Genomic DNA, 13,320 nt, shown 5'->3' with positions numbered 1-13,320 from the left:
ATCAGGCGGTGGCGAGGGAGATCTCGGTCGACTTGATCAGCGCCACGACGGAGGATCCGGCCGTCAGGCCGAGCGCCGCGACGGCGTCCGCGGTCACGGCCGCGGTCAGCTCGCCCCCGCTGACGTTGACCTTCACGGCGGCCATGGCCGGGCCGGCCGCGACATCGGCCACCGTGCCCGTGATCTGGTTGCGGATGGAGATGTTCTCGACCGGGCCGGTGGCCAGGGCCACCTCGGTGGCCTTGACGAGCGCCTTCACCTTCGAACCCGAGGCGATGCCGAGGTCCTTGACGGATTCGGCGGTGATGGCAGCGGTGATCTCCTGGCCTCCTTCGAGACGGACCTTGACCGTCGCCATGGCCTCGCCGACGGTGACGGCCGTGACGGTGCCCGCGATCTGGTTGCGGATGCTGAGACTCATGAAGGTTCGACCTCTTGCGTAGGCGCTCGGTGCGGTCCGGAGGGGCCGCACGGGAGAGACCGTAGGGCCATCCGGCCCGGTCCGCGCCGTCCCTCTCGCGCCCGCGCACCCAGAACCACCCGACCGGCTCGCCCCACGGGGCGGGACGTACGGAACCGGTCCCGGCCGGCCGGGAACCCCGGGCGCCCCGCATCCGACTACTCCCCCGTGGGAGGCGGAGCTTCGCCTTCCCGCGCAGCGGAGGAGGTGTGTGATGGGCGGGCTGGACGTGCGGATGCGGGAGGTCGTGTGCCGGCACGGCCGGATGAAGGCCGTCGCCGACGTCGATCTGGAGATCGCCGCCGGTGAACGCGTGGCACTGACCGGGACCAACGGCTCGGGCAAGACGACGCTGCTGCGCGCCGTCCTCGGTCTGCACCGCCAGACGACGGGATCGATCCGGGTGGGCGGCCGTGAGGGCCGTTCGCCCGCGGAGTGGGCCTGGCGGCGCCGGGCCTGCGCCTGGATCCCGCAGAAGCCGGCCGCCGGCCGCTTCCCCCTGCTGGGCGCCGAACTGCTGGCCGCCAGCAACGCGCCCACGGAGGCCGCCGAGGCAGCGGAGCGGCTCGGTGTGGGGCCGCTCGTCGGGCGCCCCCTGCACACGCTCTCCGGCGGCCAGCTGCAGCGGATGTACCTGGCCCGGGCCATCGGGTGCATCGCCGCGGGAGCCGAGTTGCTCCTGGCGGACGAGCCGACCGCCGCCCTCGACTTCGACGGGCAGGCGGAGGCCGCGGAGGTCCTGACCTCCCTGCCGGTGACCCTCATCGTGGTGACGCACGACAGGGCTCTGGCCGACCGCTGCGACCGCGTACTGGAGATGGCCGCGGGCCGGCTGCGGGAGGTGCGGTGATCCTCGCCGCCGCCGACCTCGGTGAACTCCTCCAGCTGCTGCCCGTGCAACGGGCCGGCGCGGCCCTGCTGCTGGCCGCGATCGGCCTGCCGGTCATCGGGGTGGTCATCGTAGGGCTCGACATCATGCCGGTGCGGTTCGCGATGATGCACGTCGCCCTGCTGGGCATCGCCGTCGGACTGCTGACCGGGCTCGACCCCATGCTGTGCGCGCTGGTGGCCTGCGCGCTGGCCGGTGCGGGCGTGGCCCCGCTCGCCCGCACCCCGGACGGCCTGTCGGGGGCGATGGGCCTGCTGATGAGCCTGGCCATCGCCGCGGCACTCCTGCTGCTGGCCGTGTCGGGGGTCAACGCCTCCGGCGCCTTCGCCCTGTTGTGGGGGTCGATCCTGTCGGTGGGCACCGCCGACCTCGTCGTGCTGGGCGTACTGGCCGTCGTCGTGCCGGGCCTGTTCTGGTGGCGGCGGCGCGAGATCGGCCTGCTGCTGTACGACCGTGAACTCGCCCAGTGCTCCGGCGTACCGGTGCGGGCGCTGACGGCCGCGCTGCTGGTACTGGTCGCCATCGCGGTCGCCGGGGCGATCAAACTCACCGGGGCGCTGCTCGTCGACGCCCTGACCCTGCTGCCCGCACTCGCCGCGCGCCGGCTGGGCAACTCGCTGAAGTCGATCACCCTGTGGGCGGTCGGCATCGGCGTCGTGGTGAACCTGACGGGCTTCCTGCTGGCCCTGTGGCTGGACTGGCCGCCCGGCCCGGTCCTCGTCCTGACCGCGGGGGCACTGGTCCTCGCGGTGCATTTCATACCCGAACGGAGAATCAGCTCATGGCGCGCACCCGCGTCCGTATCCCTTCCCTCCTCGCACTGAGCGCGGCGCTGCTCCTGACCGCCGCCTGCGGGAACGACCCCTCGCCCGAGGACACAAAGTCCCAGGAGGGCGTGAACCCGCAGGCCGCCAAGCCGGTCGTGGTCGTCACCACCACCTGGGAGGGCGCGTTCGCGAAGGCGGCGGGCGCCGAGGACGTCAAGGTCATCGTGCCGCAGTCCGTGCACCACGCCCCGGACTACGATCCCAAGCCGTCGGACCTCGCGGCCGTGGCCAAGGCCGACTTCGTGCTCTACGCGCCCTTCGAGCCGTACGCCGCGAAGATCAAGGAGGCCGCGGGCTCCAAGGCCAAACTGGTCGAGGTGAACCTCGACAACGACCCGGACAAGGCGGCGGCCGAAGTGGCCAGGCTGGCCGGGCTCTTCGGCACCGGCGACGCCGCCACGCGGTGGAAGACGGATTTCGACACCCAGTACGCGCAGCTGAACAAGGAGGTGCAGGCGGGCTGGCCCGGCGGCCGCAGCCCGTCCGTCGTGACGCAGGTGTTCACCGCCTGGTCGGCGAAGCTCGCGGGCGCGACCACGGTGGGCACGTACGGGCCCGAGGCCGTGACCCCGGCGCAGCTGGCCGAACTCTCCGCGAAGAAGCCGGAGCTGGTGCTGGACAACGCGCACATGTCCACCGGCACGGTGCTGCCGGACTCCGGCGCCAAGCAGGTGAAGATCGTCAACTACCCGGGGGAGGACCTGGATCTGCTGGCGGTCTACCGCAACGCGGCGGCCGAGCTGAAGAAGGCCATGGGCGCTTCCTAGGTCGTGCACCTGTCCAGCCGCTCCACGGCACGGGCCGGGGCCGGGCGGGGGCAGCGGGCGATCCCGCCCCGCTCCCCCGCCGGGCCCCGTTCGTGTGTCCCTCGGCTCGCTCCCGACCCGCTGCACCCATCCGCGCGCGCTCCCGCGTCAACCGGCCATCCGCCGGTGCGCCGGAGCGCCCGCCCGCGGGGCGCTCGGCCACCATGACCCACGCCGGAGGCCGTGACCCATCCGGCGGCCGGGGCGGTTGTCAGCCTGCCTGGGCGAGCGGGGGGGCCGTGAGGCGTTCGCGCAGCGCCGCGCGGTCCGGTTTGCCGGCCGCCGTCAGGGGGAGTTCGGCGATCAGCAGGAGCCGCTCGGGGTGTTTGGACCGCTCCAGCCCGCGCCGCGTGAGGTGTTCGCCGAGGGAGGCGAGTGTGAGGGGCTGGCCGCCCCGGGGCACCACGCAGGCGGCCAGCCGCTCCCCCATCAGCGGGTCGGGGACGCCGACGCACGCCACGTCCCGGACCTGGGGGTGCGCGGTCAGGACGCGTTCCACCTCGGCCGGGCTGATGTTGGCGCCGCCGCGGATGACGATGTCCTTGAGGCGGCCGACGATGTGCAGGACGCTGTCGGAGTCGAGGTATCCGAGGTCACCGGTGCGGACCCAGCCGTCGGGCGTGCGGTAGCGGGCGTCCAGGTCGGGGGCGCCCACGTAGCACAGCGGGGTCATCGGGCCGCGCGAGATGATCTCGCCGACGGCCCCGTCGGGCAGCGGTTCGTGCGTGTCCGGGTCGGCGATCCGGATCTCGGCGACCCGGGGGTCGGGATGACCCGCGACGACTCCGGTCCCATCGGCGGGAGGCACAGAACTGCCGAGCCCGGTATGGCAGTTGACGCCGTCGGCGGAGCCGTAGAGGTTCACCACCGGACAGCCGAAGGCCTCGGCCGCGGCGGCCGCGGTGGTCGCGTCGAGCGGGGCCCCGCCGAGGACGAGTGCGGTGGGCGCGGGCAGCTTCTCGCCCGTCCCGTCGAGGCGTTCGAGCATCATGCGGACCATGGTGGGCACGCCGAGTATGTGCGTCGGCCGGTGTTCGCGCACCGCCTCGAGCGCCGCTTCCGGGGTGAAGTGGTCGAGCAGGACGAGGGTGCCGCCGTGCCGGGCGAGGGTGACGGCGGTGCCGTTGGACCCGAAGGCGGAGGCGAGCGGCACGAGGAAGAGGCAGCTCGGCGGGGTCCGGTCCGGGATGAGGGAGGCGAGGAAGTTCCCGCGGCCGCCGGCCAGTGCGTTGTGCGAGTACGCGATCATCTTCGGCTCGGCCTCGGAACCGGAGGAGACGAGGATGCGTGCGGCGCTGTCGGGGTCGGGCCGGGCCGGGACGAAGCCGCTGGGGTCGGAGCGCAGCAGCTCCGACAGCGGAATCGTTCCTTCAGTCACGGATCCCGGCCTCCCCGCCGCGATGACGTGGCGCAGGGCCGGGAGCGCCCCCGTGAGCGTGCTCAGATCGGCCGCGTGCCGGAAATCCCGGTGCTCGGTCGCCGCGATGACGGCGACGGCCTCGGCGCGGCGCAGCAGGCACTCGGCCTCGAGGACGCTCCGGCCCACCGGGAAGGGGAGCGCGATCGCGCCGAGCGCGGCCAGCGCGAGATCGGCGATGACGGCATTGCGGTGGTTGGGGAGCTGTACGCCGACCACGTCGCCCGGGCCGATGCCGAGCTCCCTCAGGCCGGTGGCCAGACATCGGACCTTGCGGTCCAGGGCGGTGTAGCAGAGCTTGCCCTTGGCGTCGATGACGGCCGTCCGGTGCAGGTCCGCGATCTGACGGGCCCGGAACAGGCTGTAGAGGTCGAGATCGGGGCAGGTCCCGTCGACCACCCAGGACCGGCGGAGTTCGGCGGGCAGCAGGTCGCGCAGTACGAGCCTGTCGGCGGTCATGCGAAGCTCCAGGGGTCGGGGACTGCGGGGGCGCCGTGCGCGTCGCGGCTGATCGAGCCGGTGAAGCGCGGATCGTGGTGCAGGTCGGACAGCTCGGTGGTGACCGCGGTCGCGGTCAGCCCGTCTGCGCGCAGCCGGGCCAGGGCCTCGGCCGTGGACAGGGCGCCCAGGTCGTGGGCGGCCGCGGCGCGGGCATCGGCATCGGCGGGCGCGAGCAGGCCGTCCGCCGTCGCCAGTGGGACCCGGAACCCGGCCGGGCGCCGGGGGTTCTCGCCGCGGGCCGCCCGGCGCAGGGCGGGGGCGGTCAGCGTGTCGGCCGCGCCGAGCAGGGAGGAGTCCACCCGTACTCCGTGCCCAGTGCGTTCGCGCAGCAGCAGTCCGGCGAGGACGGCCTCGCTGCCCAGCAGCCCGCCCAGCACGTCGAGCAGGGTCATCAGCGAGGGCGCCGGGGCCTCTCCCGCGGGGCGGACGGCCTCGCCGACGCCCGTACGGGCCTGCACCATGAAGTCGGTGCCCATGGGGGCGTCCTCGATGCGGTCGGCCCAGCCGCTGGTGTACGCGTAGACGAGCGCGGGATTGACGCGGGCGAGGTCCTCGGAGTCGAGGCCGAGCTCGGCGGCCTTGCCCGGCGCCCAGTTGTGCAGGAAGACGTCGGCCCCGGCGGCCAGTTCCCGCAGCCGTCGCCGGTCGGCCTCGCTCTTGATGTCGATCTCGACGGCCCGCTTGCCCCGGTTGAGGGCGAGCCAGCGCGCGGAGATCCCGGAGCAGGCGGGGGGCATGCCGCGCAGCGGGTCGCCGCCCGGGGGTTCGATACGGATCACGTCGGCGCCCAGGCGGCCTAGCAGGTGCGCGGCGAGCGGTGCCTGGATGCGGCGGCCCGCCTCCAGGACGGTGAGCCCGGCCAGCGGTCCGCCGGAATGTGCCGCGCCGGGCAGCCGGTGCGACCGGGCGGTGAGACGTCCGGTGACCGTCGTCGCCAGCGCCCACGGAGCCGCGCCGTCGTGTTCCGCCGCCCGTTCGGCGAGCGGGCGCAGGGCGCACACCTCGGCGCCGTACGCCGCCGCGGCCCGGCGGATCCGCTCCCAGGTGTGGCTGCGCGCCGTGAGGTGGAGGGCGGCCGGGAAGGGGGCGCAGGCGGTGGCGTAGCGGAACTGGAAGGGCCGCCAGCCGGCCCGCAGGGCCTCCGCAGGCGCCTCCAGGGCCCTCCAGAAGGCCGCCCAGGCTCCCGGATCGAGCGTCTCCAGTTCGAAGAGGATGCCGTCGGCGGAGGTGAACGGAGGTCCTCCGGGGGCCAGTTCGGCGGCCTCGTCCTCGTCCGCCCCGGCGGCGGCGAGGTACTGGGACACCGCGAGGAGCCCCGCCCGGTCGGCGCCGGTGGTGACCGCGCGGGCGGCGCCACCACGGGCCTGGCCCACGAGGGACGCGAGCAGGCCCTGCACGGTCAGGACCCCGGCGGCCGTGGCCGCGTAGTCCACGGCCAGACCGCGCGGGCTGCCGTCGCGCCGGCCGTGAACGGCCATGACGCCGGTGGCGGCCTGCACCGTGGCTTCGTCGACGAGCCCGCTCGCGGGATCCGCCCACGTGACGGTCGCGTGCGCCGGGTCGAAACCGCCGCCCGTGAGCGTGGTGAACCCGGTGACGGTGGTGCCGGCGGCGGACGCGTCCCCGGGTGCGGGGTGGTCCGTCCGTGCGCCGAGCAGCCGCAGGTGGTCGGCGACCACGCTCGTGATCTGCGATGGCCCCGATGTGTCGAAGCGCAGTGTGTCGAGCGGCCGGACCGTCTGCGTGGTTGCTGGTGACGCCATGCCTCTCCTCTCCTGGCGCGGCGGTGGCTGCGCCCGGGTCTTGCCGAATCGCGGGAACCCGGGAGCGTGCGCACCCGACCAGTTCCACGAACAGTCAGTCGGTCGGCCGTTCCCGCGAGTTCCCGGGAATGAGGAGGAAAGCAGTGACGGATCCAGGCACGGACCATGCCTCGCTCGCACAACAGCACGCCGGGGCCGCGGAGTTGAGGCAGCGCATCGAGCGCTTCGTCCATACCCGGGTGATCCCCCGGGAGGCGGTGCTGGACGGGGGCGGCCCCGAGGCGGCCGAGGCACTGGCCGCGCTGCGCGACCGGGCTCGCGACGAGGGTCTCTGGGCCCTGCCGCTCCCCGCGGAACTGGGCGGCGGCGGCCTGGACTTCCGGACATACGCCGGGCTGGCCGAGGCGGAGGGCGCCAGTGACCACGGCCCGGCCGCCCTGGGCTCCGCCCCGCTGCTGGATGTGACGATGCTGGCGCGGCACGCGGGGGACTCGGTCCGTGAGGCGTACCTGAAGCCGCTGGTCGCCGGGGAGATGCGTACCTGCTACGCGATGACCGAGCCGGACGTGCCCGGCACCGACCCGTTCGGGACCGGCACCCGGGCCGAGCGGGGGCCGGACGGCAGCTGGCTCGTCACCGGCCGCAAGTGGTTCACCTCCGGCGCCGCGGGCGCCGACCTGGTGACGGTCATGGCCCGCACCGGCGGCAACGCCGGTGACCGCGCGGGGCTGTCGCTGCTGCTCGTGCCCACCGCGTCGCCCGGATTCCGGGTCGTGCGCGAACTGCCCGTCCTCGGTACGGGCGGCCAGTACGAGATCGAACTCGACCGGGTCCGGGTCCCGGCGGACCACCTCCTGGGCGAGCCCGGCCGGGCGCTCGCCATCGCCGGTGAGCGGCTCCAGCTCGGCCGTACGCTGCGCTGCCTGCGCTGGCTCGGCCAGGCCCAGCGCGCCTTCGACCTCATGTGCGAGCGGGCCGCCACCCGCAACGGGTCCCGCGGCCCCCTCGCCGAGCAGCAGCTGATCCAGAGTCATGTCTTCGACGCCCTGCTCGCGCTGCGCACCACCCGCCCCCTCGTCCACGAGGCGGTGGCACTGGTCGGTGCCGGGCGGGACGCCCGTACGGAGGTGGGACTCGCCAAGGTCGCGGCCGCGCGCATGCTCCAGCAGGTCGCGGACTCCGCCATCCAGGTGCACGGCGCCGCCGGGCTCGGCCCGGACACCCCGCTGCCGGCGCTCTTTCGTACCGGACGTGCCGCCCGCGTCCTGGACGGGCCGGACGAGCTGCACATCACCTCCGTGGCCCGCCGCGTCCTGCGCGCGTACGGGCGGGACGGCGATGCCCCTGAGTGAGCTCCTACACGCGGGTGATGTCGACGACCCCGTGCAGGGCGGCGAGACCGAGCGCCAGGAAGAAATCGCCCCAGATCAGTTCGTGCCGGACCGCCAGCCCCTGCCCGGCGTCGTAGCAGCCGTCCAGCAGCATCCCGGGCGGGCGCCCGGAGTCCCTGCCGGTGACATGGCTCTCCGCGAGGCACGAGAGGATCGCTCCGGCCCGGTCCGCGCACCGGCCCGCCCGGGGGCCGGGAACACGGGCGAGTTTCAGCAGGGCCACCGCGGTGATCGCGGCGGCCGAGGTGTCGAGCGGCCCGTCCGGGCGGGCGGAGTCGGCCGCCGGCACCACGAACTCGCCGGGCGGGAGCAGGAGTTCGACCGCCTCGTCGAGCCGGGCGGCGGAGCGGGCCGCCGCCAGGCCGGGGCGCAGCAGGGCGTCCGCGACCGCCAGCAGCAGCCAGGCCCGTCCCCGGCTCCAGCCCGGCGGCGGATCCTCGCAGGGCTGCCAGCCCGCTCCCGCGTCGAAGCGCAGGGCGGGCCGCAGCGCCGGGGGGTTCGCGCCGAGGCAGAGGTCGAGGTGGCGGTGGAGGTGGGCGGCGGCCGCCACGAGGCCTTGCGGCCCTGCGTCGGCCAGCAGGGGTACGGTCCCCGGCACACCGTCCACCCGGGCCAGCAAGCGGGGGCCGCCGAAGGCATCCCCCCAGGGCACGATGCCCAGTTCGTGGTCGTGGGCCGCCAGGACGACCCGGGCGGCCCGGGCCCGGAGCGCTGCGGCCCCGGCGTCGTCGCCGGCCGGCGCGGTCCCGTACCAGAGGATCAGGCCGCGGGTGGCGGTGTCGGCCCCCACCCACGGTTCGAGCCGGGCCGTGCACGCGGCGGCGGCGCTCCGGTCGGCCTCGTCGCCCGTGTACCGCGCCCTGAGCCAGAGCAGCCCGGCCCAGAACCCGCCGGTCCACGAACCGCGCCCGGTGGTCGTCCACCGCCCGTCGTCCGGTTCGGCGTAGAGCGGGAAGCGGGCGCCCACGTCCGACGCGGTCACCGCCACCCGCTCCATGACGGCCGCGAGGGCCCGCCGGGTTCCGGTTGCGGGCCCGCCCGCGCCCATGCCCATGCCCATGCCCATGCCCGCGCTCACGCCCGCGCCCATGCCGCGGCCTCGCGCCGGTCCCGTACGGCCCAGAGGAACGCGACGGCTCCCGCCGCCGCGAACTCCGCCGCCACCAGCAGCCAGCCCGGCCCGTACCGTCCGCTCTGCGCGAGCAGGCCGAACAGCGGGGGGCCCACAGCGAATCCGCCGAAGAACCCGGCCGCGACCAGCGCCGAGTCCTGTCCGGCCCGGCCCGGGGCGGCCCGCTGCATGACCAGCACCATCGAGACGGCGTTGCCGGAGACGGCGAACACACCGGCGGCGATCGCCCCGGCCCACACCAGCGGGCCCGCCACCAGCGCGGCCGCCAGCAGAACCGCAGCGGCCAGGGCCCCGCAGGCCAGCCAGCCCGGGAGCCACTCGGCCCGCCCGGGCCGGGCCGCCTTCGACCATCCCACCCGGCCCACGATCCCCGCCACGCCCAGTACGGCGACCAGGGCGGCGGCCGTCGTCGGGCCCATGCCCAGCCGCTGCGCGCCGAAGAGCGCGAGATAGGTGTTGACCGAGGCGATTCCGGCGCCCAGGAACAGGGAGAAGAGTGCCAGCCAGGCCACCATCCCCCACGGGGCCGGCGCCGTACGGGGCCCGGCGGGCGGCGGGGCGGGGTCGGCGGGCAGGACGCGCAGCGCCCACAGTCCGGCGAGCAGGGCGGCGCCGGCGCCCGTCCAGACCGCGCCCCGCCAGCCGATGCCGCCGGCGAGCAGCGCGAGCGGCAGTCCTGCGGCGAAGGCGCCCAGCTGCACACCGGACTGCTTGAGCCCGGTCACCGCGCCCCGCCGGGCGCGCGGGACCGCGCGCAGGACGGCCTTGTTGGTGGCCGGGTTGGCCAGGGCCTGCGGTACGCCGCCCAGTGCGACGGCCCCGAGCAGCAGCCCGGGGCCGGGCGCGGAGCCGATCAGGGCGAGCGCCGCCGCGGAGACCAGCAGCAGGACCACCAGTGAGCGCCGCGGACCGATCCGGTCCACGATCCGGCCCCCTGCCGGGGACAGGGCGGCGGCGGTTCCGAAGCCGATCGTGGTCGTCAGCCCCAACACCGTCGGTGATACTCCGAGTTCGGACACCAGGCGCGGGCCGAGCGCCCCGAGGAGGAACAGCTGAAGCATGGAGAAGGCCATGGCGCAGGTGAGGAGTGCGGTCAACTGCCGCCCCGCCCCGCCGTCCTTCTCCGCCGGCGATGCGGTCGCCGTCCCCTCCGCCGCCACGAAGTCTCCCTTCCGAGGACGTTGAACTCTGTGATCGAGCGGGTAGGCAGTCGGATGGAGCGGGGGGCCGGTTCCCCCTCCTGGTTGTGCCCTGCACCACACGAGTCGGGCGGCCTGCCACGACAAGGCGGGACGCGGGAACTTGTCCGGAAGTGCGCACCCCCATGTGCGGCTCGAGAGGCCGGTGCAAGGATGAGCCCTCCATGAACCCGGTCCGCTCCTTACGCGCCTTGAGGGCTGCGATGTTCGCAGCCCTCTGCGTGCTGCTCGCGGCCACCGGTCACCTGCTCATGTCGGGGGCGGCGGTGCCCTGGTGGGCCCTGGCCGTCGCGCTGCCCGGCACGGCGGCGACGGCGTGGGCCCTCGCGGGCCGTGAGCGCGGACTGTTCACCGTCACCACGGCGGCCGTCGCCGTACAGGCGGTGCTCCACACCGGTTTCAGCCTGTCCCAGTCCCTCGTCCGGCCCGCCGCGACGACCGGATCCGGGCAGATGTCGCGGCCGCCGGGCGGTGCTGCGATACCGGAAACCGCAGGCCACGTGCACCACGCCCTGCACGAGACGGCGGACGCCGCGACCGGCATGAGCGGCATGACCGGCGGGTCGCTGCCGGGCGGCATGCACGAAGCGGCCGCCATGTCTCCGGCCGGGATGCTGGCCGCGCACCTGCTGGCCGCCGTGCTGTGCGGGCTGTGGCTCGCCCACGGCGAGCGGGCCGCCTTCCGCGTGGTGCGCGCCGTCGCCGGACGTCTCTGGACCCCGCTGCGGATGCTGCTCCGTACGGCCGCTCCCGCGCACCGGCCGCGCCCGCGGATCCGCCGTCGGCGCGGGCACCGTGCGCCCCGCCGGCTCTTCCTCGTCCACGCCATCACCTCACGGGGTCCGCCGACGGGAACCGCTGTCCTCTGACAGCTGGTTCCCCGAGCCGTGTCCGCGACCGCTTTCGCGCCCGCACACCGCGCCTCGGGCATCGGTCATGCCTTCCGGCAGGCCGAGCTCCTCACCGGCCCCGCCGCTCGCGGCGCCGGACACCCTTGCCCGTAAGGACCCTTTGGCGATGACTCCTGCCCTGACGACCCCTTCTTCCTGTACCACCGGCCGCCGGCCGGCGGCCCGGCGCACCCACGACGCCGATGCCGAGGTGACCCGGCTGGCGCTGGACGCCCGCGACGGCGATCCCGTGAAGACCGACCGTTTCGTCCGGGCGCTCCACCGCGACGTCTGGCGCTACGTGGCCTACCTCAGCGCCGACGCCCAGGCGGCCGATGACCTCACCCAGGACGTCTTCCTCCGTGCGCTGGCGAGCCTGCCCCGCTTCGAGGGCCGTTCCTCGGCGCGGACCTGGCTGCTGTCCATAGCCCGCCGCACGGTGGTGGACAGCCTCCGCCACGCGGCCGCCCGGCCCAGACTCTCGGACCGCTGCGACTGGCAGACGGCCGCCGAGCAGACCCAGCCGCACGACGTGCCGGGCTTCGAGGACGGCATCGCCCTGGCGGAACTGCTCGCCGTGATCCCGTCCGAGCGCCGGGAAGCCCTGGTCCTGACCCAGTTGCTGGGGCTGTCCTACGCCGAGGCGGCCACGGCCGTCGGCTGCCCCATCGGTACGGTCCGCTCCCGCGTCGCCCGTGCCCGCACCTCCCTCATCGCCCTTCTGACGGACACCCGCCCGGCCGGGCCGGCCCCTGAGCCGCCGGTCTCGCGGCAGGACCGCACTCCGGGATCCCCGGGGCCCTCCCGGGCGGCCGGGGAGCGCATGCTCACGGCGGCGGCAGCGCTCGCCTGATCCTCGGGAGGGCCGGCGGGAGGGCCGGCCGGGCGCCGCTCGCGCCCACCGGCCCTCCCGCGCCGTACCGATGCGAAGTGGCCCGCTCGGCGCGGACCGCGTCCGCGGCCGCCTACGGGTCCGGTACGACCAGCGATGCCGCGCGGAGCCCAACAGTCGCTCTTTGTACGCAAATTGATGCACGGCGCATGAGTGGCACGGATCTCGGCGGGGCTCCCGGCCCGGCTCACTGACCCGGTTCGCCCGGATCTGCGGCAATGCTGCGCCCCGTACCGGCCGCCCGAAGGCATGACGGGGCGGCGGCGCGCTGTGTACGGCCGGACGCGCGGCAAGATATCAGCCTTCCGCGGAAGCGCCAGGATGTTTGTCCGATGGTGATGTCCTCCGGCAGCGGCGCCACGCCCGGCACTAGCGTCCCGTCACACCCCGGGAATGCGGGTGTGCACCGCACGGCATGTGCGGACCCTCCTGCCCCGCCACCCCTCCCGGCCCTTGGAGCGAGGAGGCACAGTGCTGTCATTGCGGCGGAGATCCATCAGCAGCTTGTCGATGGCCACGAGATACACGATCGGAAGCGGCCTTGTCATCACCGCCCTTGCCCTCACCCTGATCGCGCTCTTGATACCCGTGGACAGTTTCGGCAGCCGGGCCTCGGCCGCCGCCACGGGGCCGGCGGCCGATGACGACGGCGGCGGAACGTTGAGCACGGCCTACGGACCGCTCACCGCGGCGGACCGTGACTTCGTCCGCAAGGTCCGGCTCGCCGGACTGTGGGAACTGCCCGCAGGCCGTCAGGCGCAGCAGCGCGGGACGCGCCCCACCGTGCGCACGGCCGGTCAGCATCTCATCGACGGCCACACCGAACTGGACCGGCTGGCCATCCAGACCGGCCAGGCGCTCGGCGTCGACCTGGCCAACCAGCCCTCCCCGCAGCAGCAGGAATGGCTGAGCCAGCTCAGCGCTGCCCGCGGAGAGGAGTACGAACGACTGTTCGTCCAGTTGCTGCGCCGAGCTCACGGAAAGGTGTTCGCCCTGCTGGCCGGGATCCGGGCGCAGACCCGCAACTCCATGGTCCGCGCCCTGGCCACTTCCGCCAACGCCACCGTGCTGGACCACATCACGGTCCTCGAAGACACCGGACTCGTCGACTTCGACGCGGTTTCCGACACTGCCCAACCGACGAAGTGAAGTG

The 13,320-nt window shown here is 74.7% G+C and carries 12 protein-coding genes; 7 read left to right on the top strand and 5 right to left on the bottom strand.

Annotation, left to right across the window (positions count from 1 at the left end):
- Position 1: 1 nt before the first annotated feature.
- On the bottom strand, positions 2-421 hold the full coding sequence (locus OG444_RS33075; RefSeq protein ID WP_327265556.1) for a TOBE domain-containing protein: 420 nt from the start codon (positions 419-421) through the stop codon (positions 2-4).
- Between the two features lie 253 nt (positions 422-674).
- Here OG444_RS33075 and OG444_RS33070 point away from each other — a divergent pair, with 253 nt between their 5' ends.
- Genes OG444_RS33070 through OG444_RS33060 form a run of 3 tightly spaced genes read left to right on the top strand, consistent with a single transcriptional unit; the run spans position 675 to position 2,943 of the window.
- The gene (locus OG444_RS33070; RefSeq protein ID WP_327265555.1) at positions 675-1,310 is read left to right on the top strand and encodes an ATP-binding cassette domain-containing protein; all 636 of its coding nucleotides are present in this window, start codon (positions 675-677) and stop codon (positions 1,308-1,310) included.
- Positions 1,307-2,173: a metal ABC transporter permease gene (locus tag OG444_RS33065; RefSeq protein WP_327265554.1), complete on the top strand. Its 867-nt coding sequence runs from the start codon at positions 1,307-1,309 to the stop codon at positions 2,171-2,173. Before OG444_RS33070 ends, OG444_RS33065 begins: the two co-directional genes overlap by 4 nt.
- Complete coding sequence (locus OG444_RS33060; protein ID WP_327265553.1) at positions 2,131-2,943, top strand: metal ABC transporter solute-binding protein, Zn/Mn family; 813 nt, start codon at positions 2,131-2,133, stop codon at positions 2,941-2,943. Before OG444_RS33065 ends, OG444_RS33060 begins: the two co-directional genes overlap by 43 nt.
- A 250-nt stretch (positions 2,944-3,193) precedes the next feature.
- On the opposite strand, the gene OG444_RS33055 is transcribed toward OG444_RS33060, so the two are convergent.
- Positions 3,194-4,858 carry a class I adenylate-forming enzyme family protein gene (locus tag OG444_RS33055; protein ID WP_327265552.1) on the bottom strand — a complete coding sequence of 555 codons (1,665 nt, stop codon included), beginning with the start codon at positions 4,856-4,858 and terminating at the stop codon, positions 3,194-3,196.
- Complete coding sequence (locus tag OG444_RS33050; protein ID WP_327265551.1) at positions 4,855-6,663, bottom strand: CoA transferase; 1,809 nt, start codon at positions 6,661-6,663, stop codon at positions 4,855-4,857. The genes OG444_RS33055 and OG444_RS33050 overlap by 4 nt, the downstream gene beginning before the upstream one ends.
- Positions 6,664-6,806: 143 nt before the next feature.
- Between OG444_RS33050 and OG444_RS33045 the strand changes: the two genes are divergently transcribed.
- Entirely contained in the window at positions 6,807-8,015 is a 1,209-nt protein-coding gene (locus tag OG444_RS33045) for an acyl-CoA dehydrogenase family protein (protein ID WP_327265550.1), read from the top strand.
- Between the two features lie 4 nt (positions 8,016-8,019).
- On the opposite strand, the gene OG444_RS33040 is transcribed toward OG444_RS33045, so the two are convergent.
- Both OG444_RS33040 and OG444_RS33035 read right to left on the bottom strand, forming a co-directional pair.
- Entirely contained in the window at positions 8,020-9,132 is a 1,113-nt protein-coding gene (locus OG444_RS33040) for a sugar ABC transporter permease (protein ID WP_327265549.1), read from the bottom strand.
- On the bottom strand, positions 9,129-10,346 hold the full coding sequence (locus tag OG444_RS33035; RefSeq protein ID WP_327265548.1) for an MFS transporter: 1,218 nt from the start codon (positions 10,344-10,346) through the stop codon (positions 9,129-9,131). Before OG444_RS33035 ends, OG444_RS33040 begins: the two co-directional genes overlap by 4 nt.
- 242 nt (positions 10,347-10,588) lie before the next feature.
- On the opposite strand from OG444_RS33035, the gene OG444_RS33030 reads away from it, so the two are divergent.
- The 3 genes from OG444_RS33030 (at position 10,589) to OG444_RS33020 (ending at position 13,316) form a co-directional block, all read left to right on the top strand.
- A complete protein-coding gene (locus tag OG444_RS33030) occupies positions 10,589-11,254 on the top strand; it encodes a hypothetical protein (RefSeq protein WP_327265547.1) in 666 nt (221 codons plus the stop codon).
- 148 nt (positions 11,255-11,402) lie between these two features.
- On the top strand, positions 11,403-12,128 hold the full coding sequence (locus tag OG444_RS33025) for a sigma-70 family RNA polymerase sigma factor (RefSeq protein ID WP_327265546.1): 726 nt from the start codon (positions 11,403-11,405) through the stop codon (positions 12,126-12,128).
- A gap of 549 nt (positions 12,129-12,677) precedes the next feature.
- Positions 12,678-13,316 (top strand): DUF4142 domain-containing protein, encoded by a 639-nt coding sequence (locus OG444_RS33020; RefSeq protein ID WP_327265545.1) that lies wholly within the window; start codon positions 12,678-12,680, stop codon positions 13,314-13,316.
- The last annotated feature ends 4 nt before the right edge of the window (positions 13,317-13,320 follow it).

It is taken from the genome of Streptomyces sp. NBC_01232 (genome assembly GCF_035989885.1).
Classification (GTDB): domain Bacteria; phylum Actinomycetota; class Actinomycetes; order Streptomycetales; family Streptomycetaceae; genus Streptomyces.
This window is presented reverse-complemented; position numbering and strand designations above follow the sequence as displayed.

Coding starts and splice junctions, on each gene's coding strand:
- OG444_RS33075 (WP_327265556.1), bottom strand. CDS start 421: ATGAGTCTCAGCATCCGCAACCAGATCGCGGGCACCGTCACGGCCGTC.
- OG444_RS33070 (WP_327265555.1), top strand. CDS start 675: ATGGGCGGGCTGGACGTGCGGATGCGGGAGGTCGTGTGCCGGCACGGC.
- OG444_RS33060 (WP_327265553.1), top strand. CDS start 2,131: ATGGCGCGCACCCGCGTCCGTATCCCTTCCCTCCTCGCACTGAGCGCG.
- OG444_RS33055 (WP_327265552.1), bottom strand. CDS start 4,858: ATGACCGCCGACAGGCTCGTACTGCGCGACCTGCTGCCCGCCGAACTC.
- OG444_RS33050 (WP_327265551.1), bottom strand. CDS start 6,663: ATGGCGTCACCAGCAACCACGCAGACGGTCCGGCCGCTCGACACACTG.
- OG444_RS33030 (WP_327265547.1), top strand. CDS start 10,589: ATGTTCGCAGCCCTCTGCGTGCTGCTCGCGGCCACCGGTCACCTGCTC.
- OG444_RS33025 (WP_327265546.1), top strand. CDS start 11,403: ATGACTCCTGCCCTGACGACCCCTTCTTCCTGTACCACCGGCCGCCGG.
- OG444_RS33020 (WP_327265545.1), top strand. CDS start 12,678: ATGGCCACGAGATACACGATCGGAAGCGGCCTTGTCATCACCGCCCTT.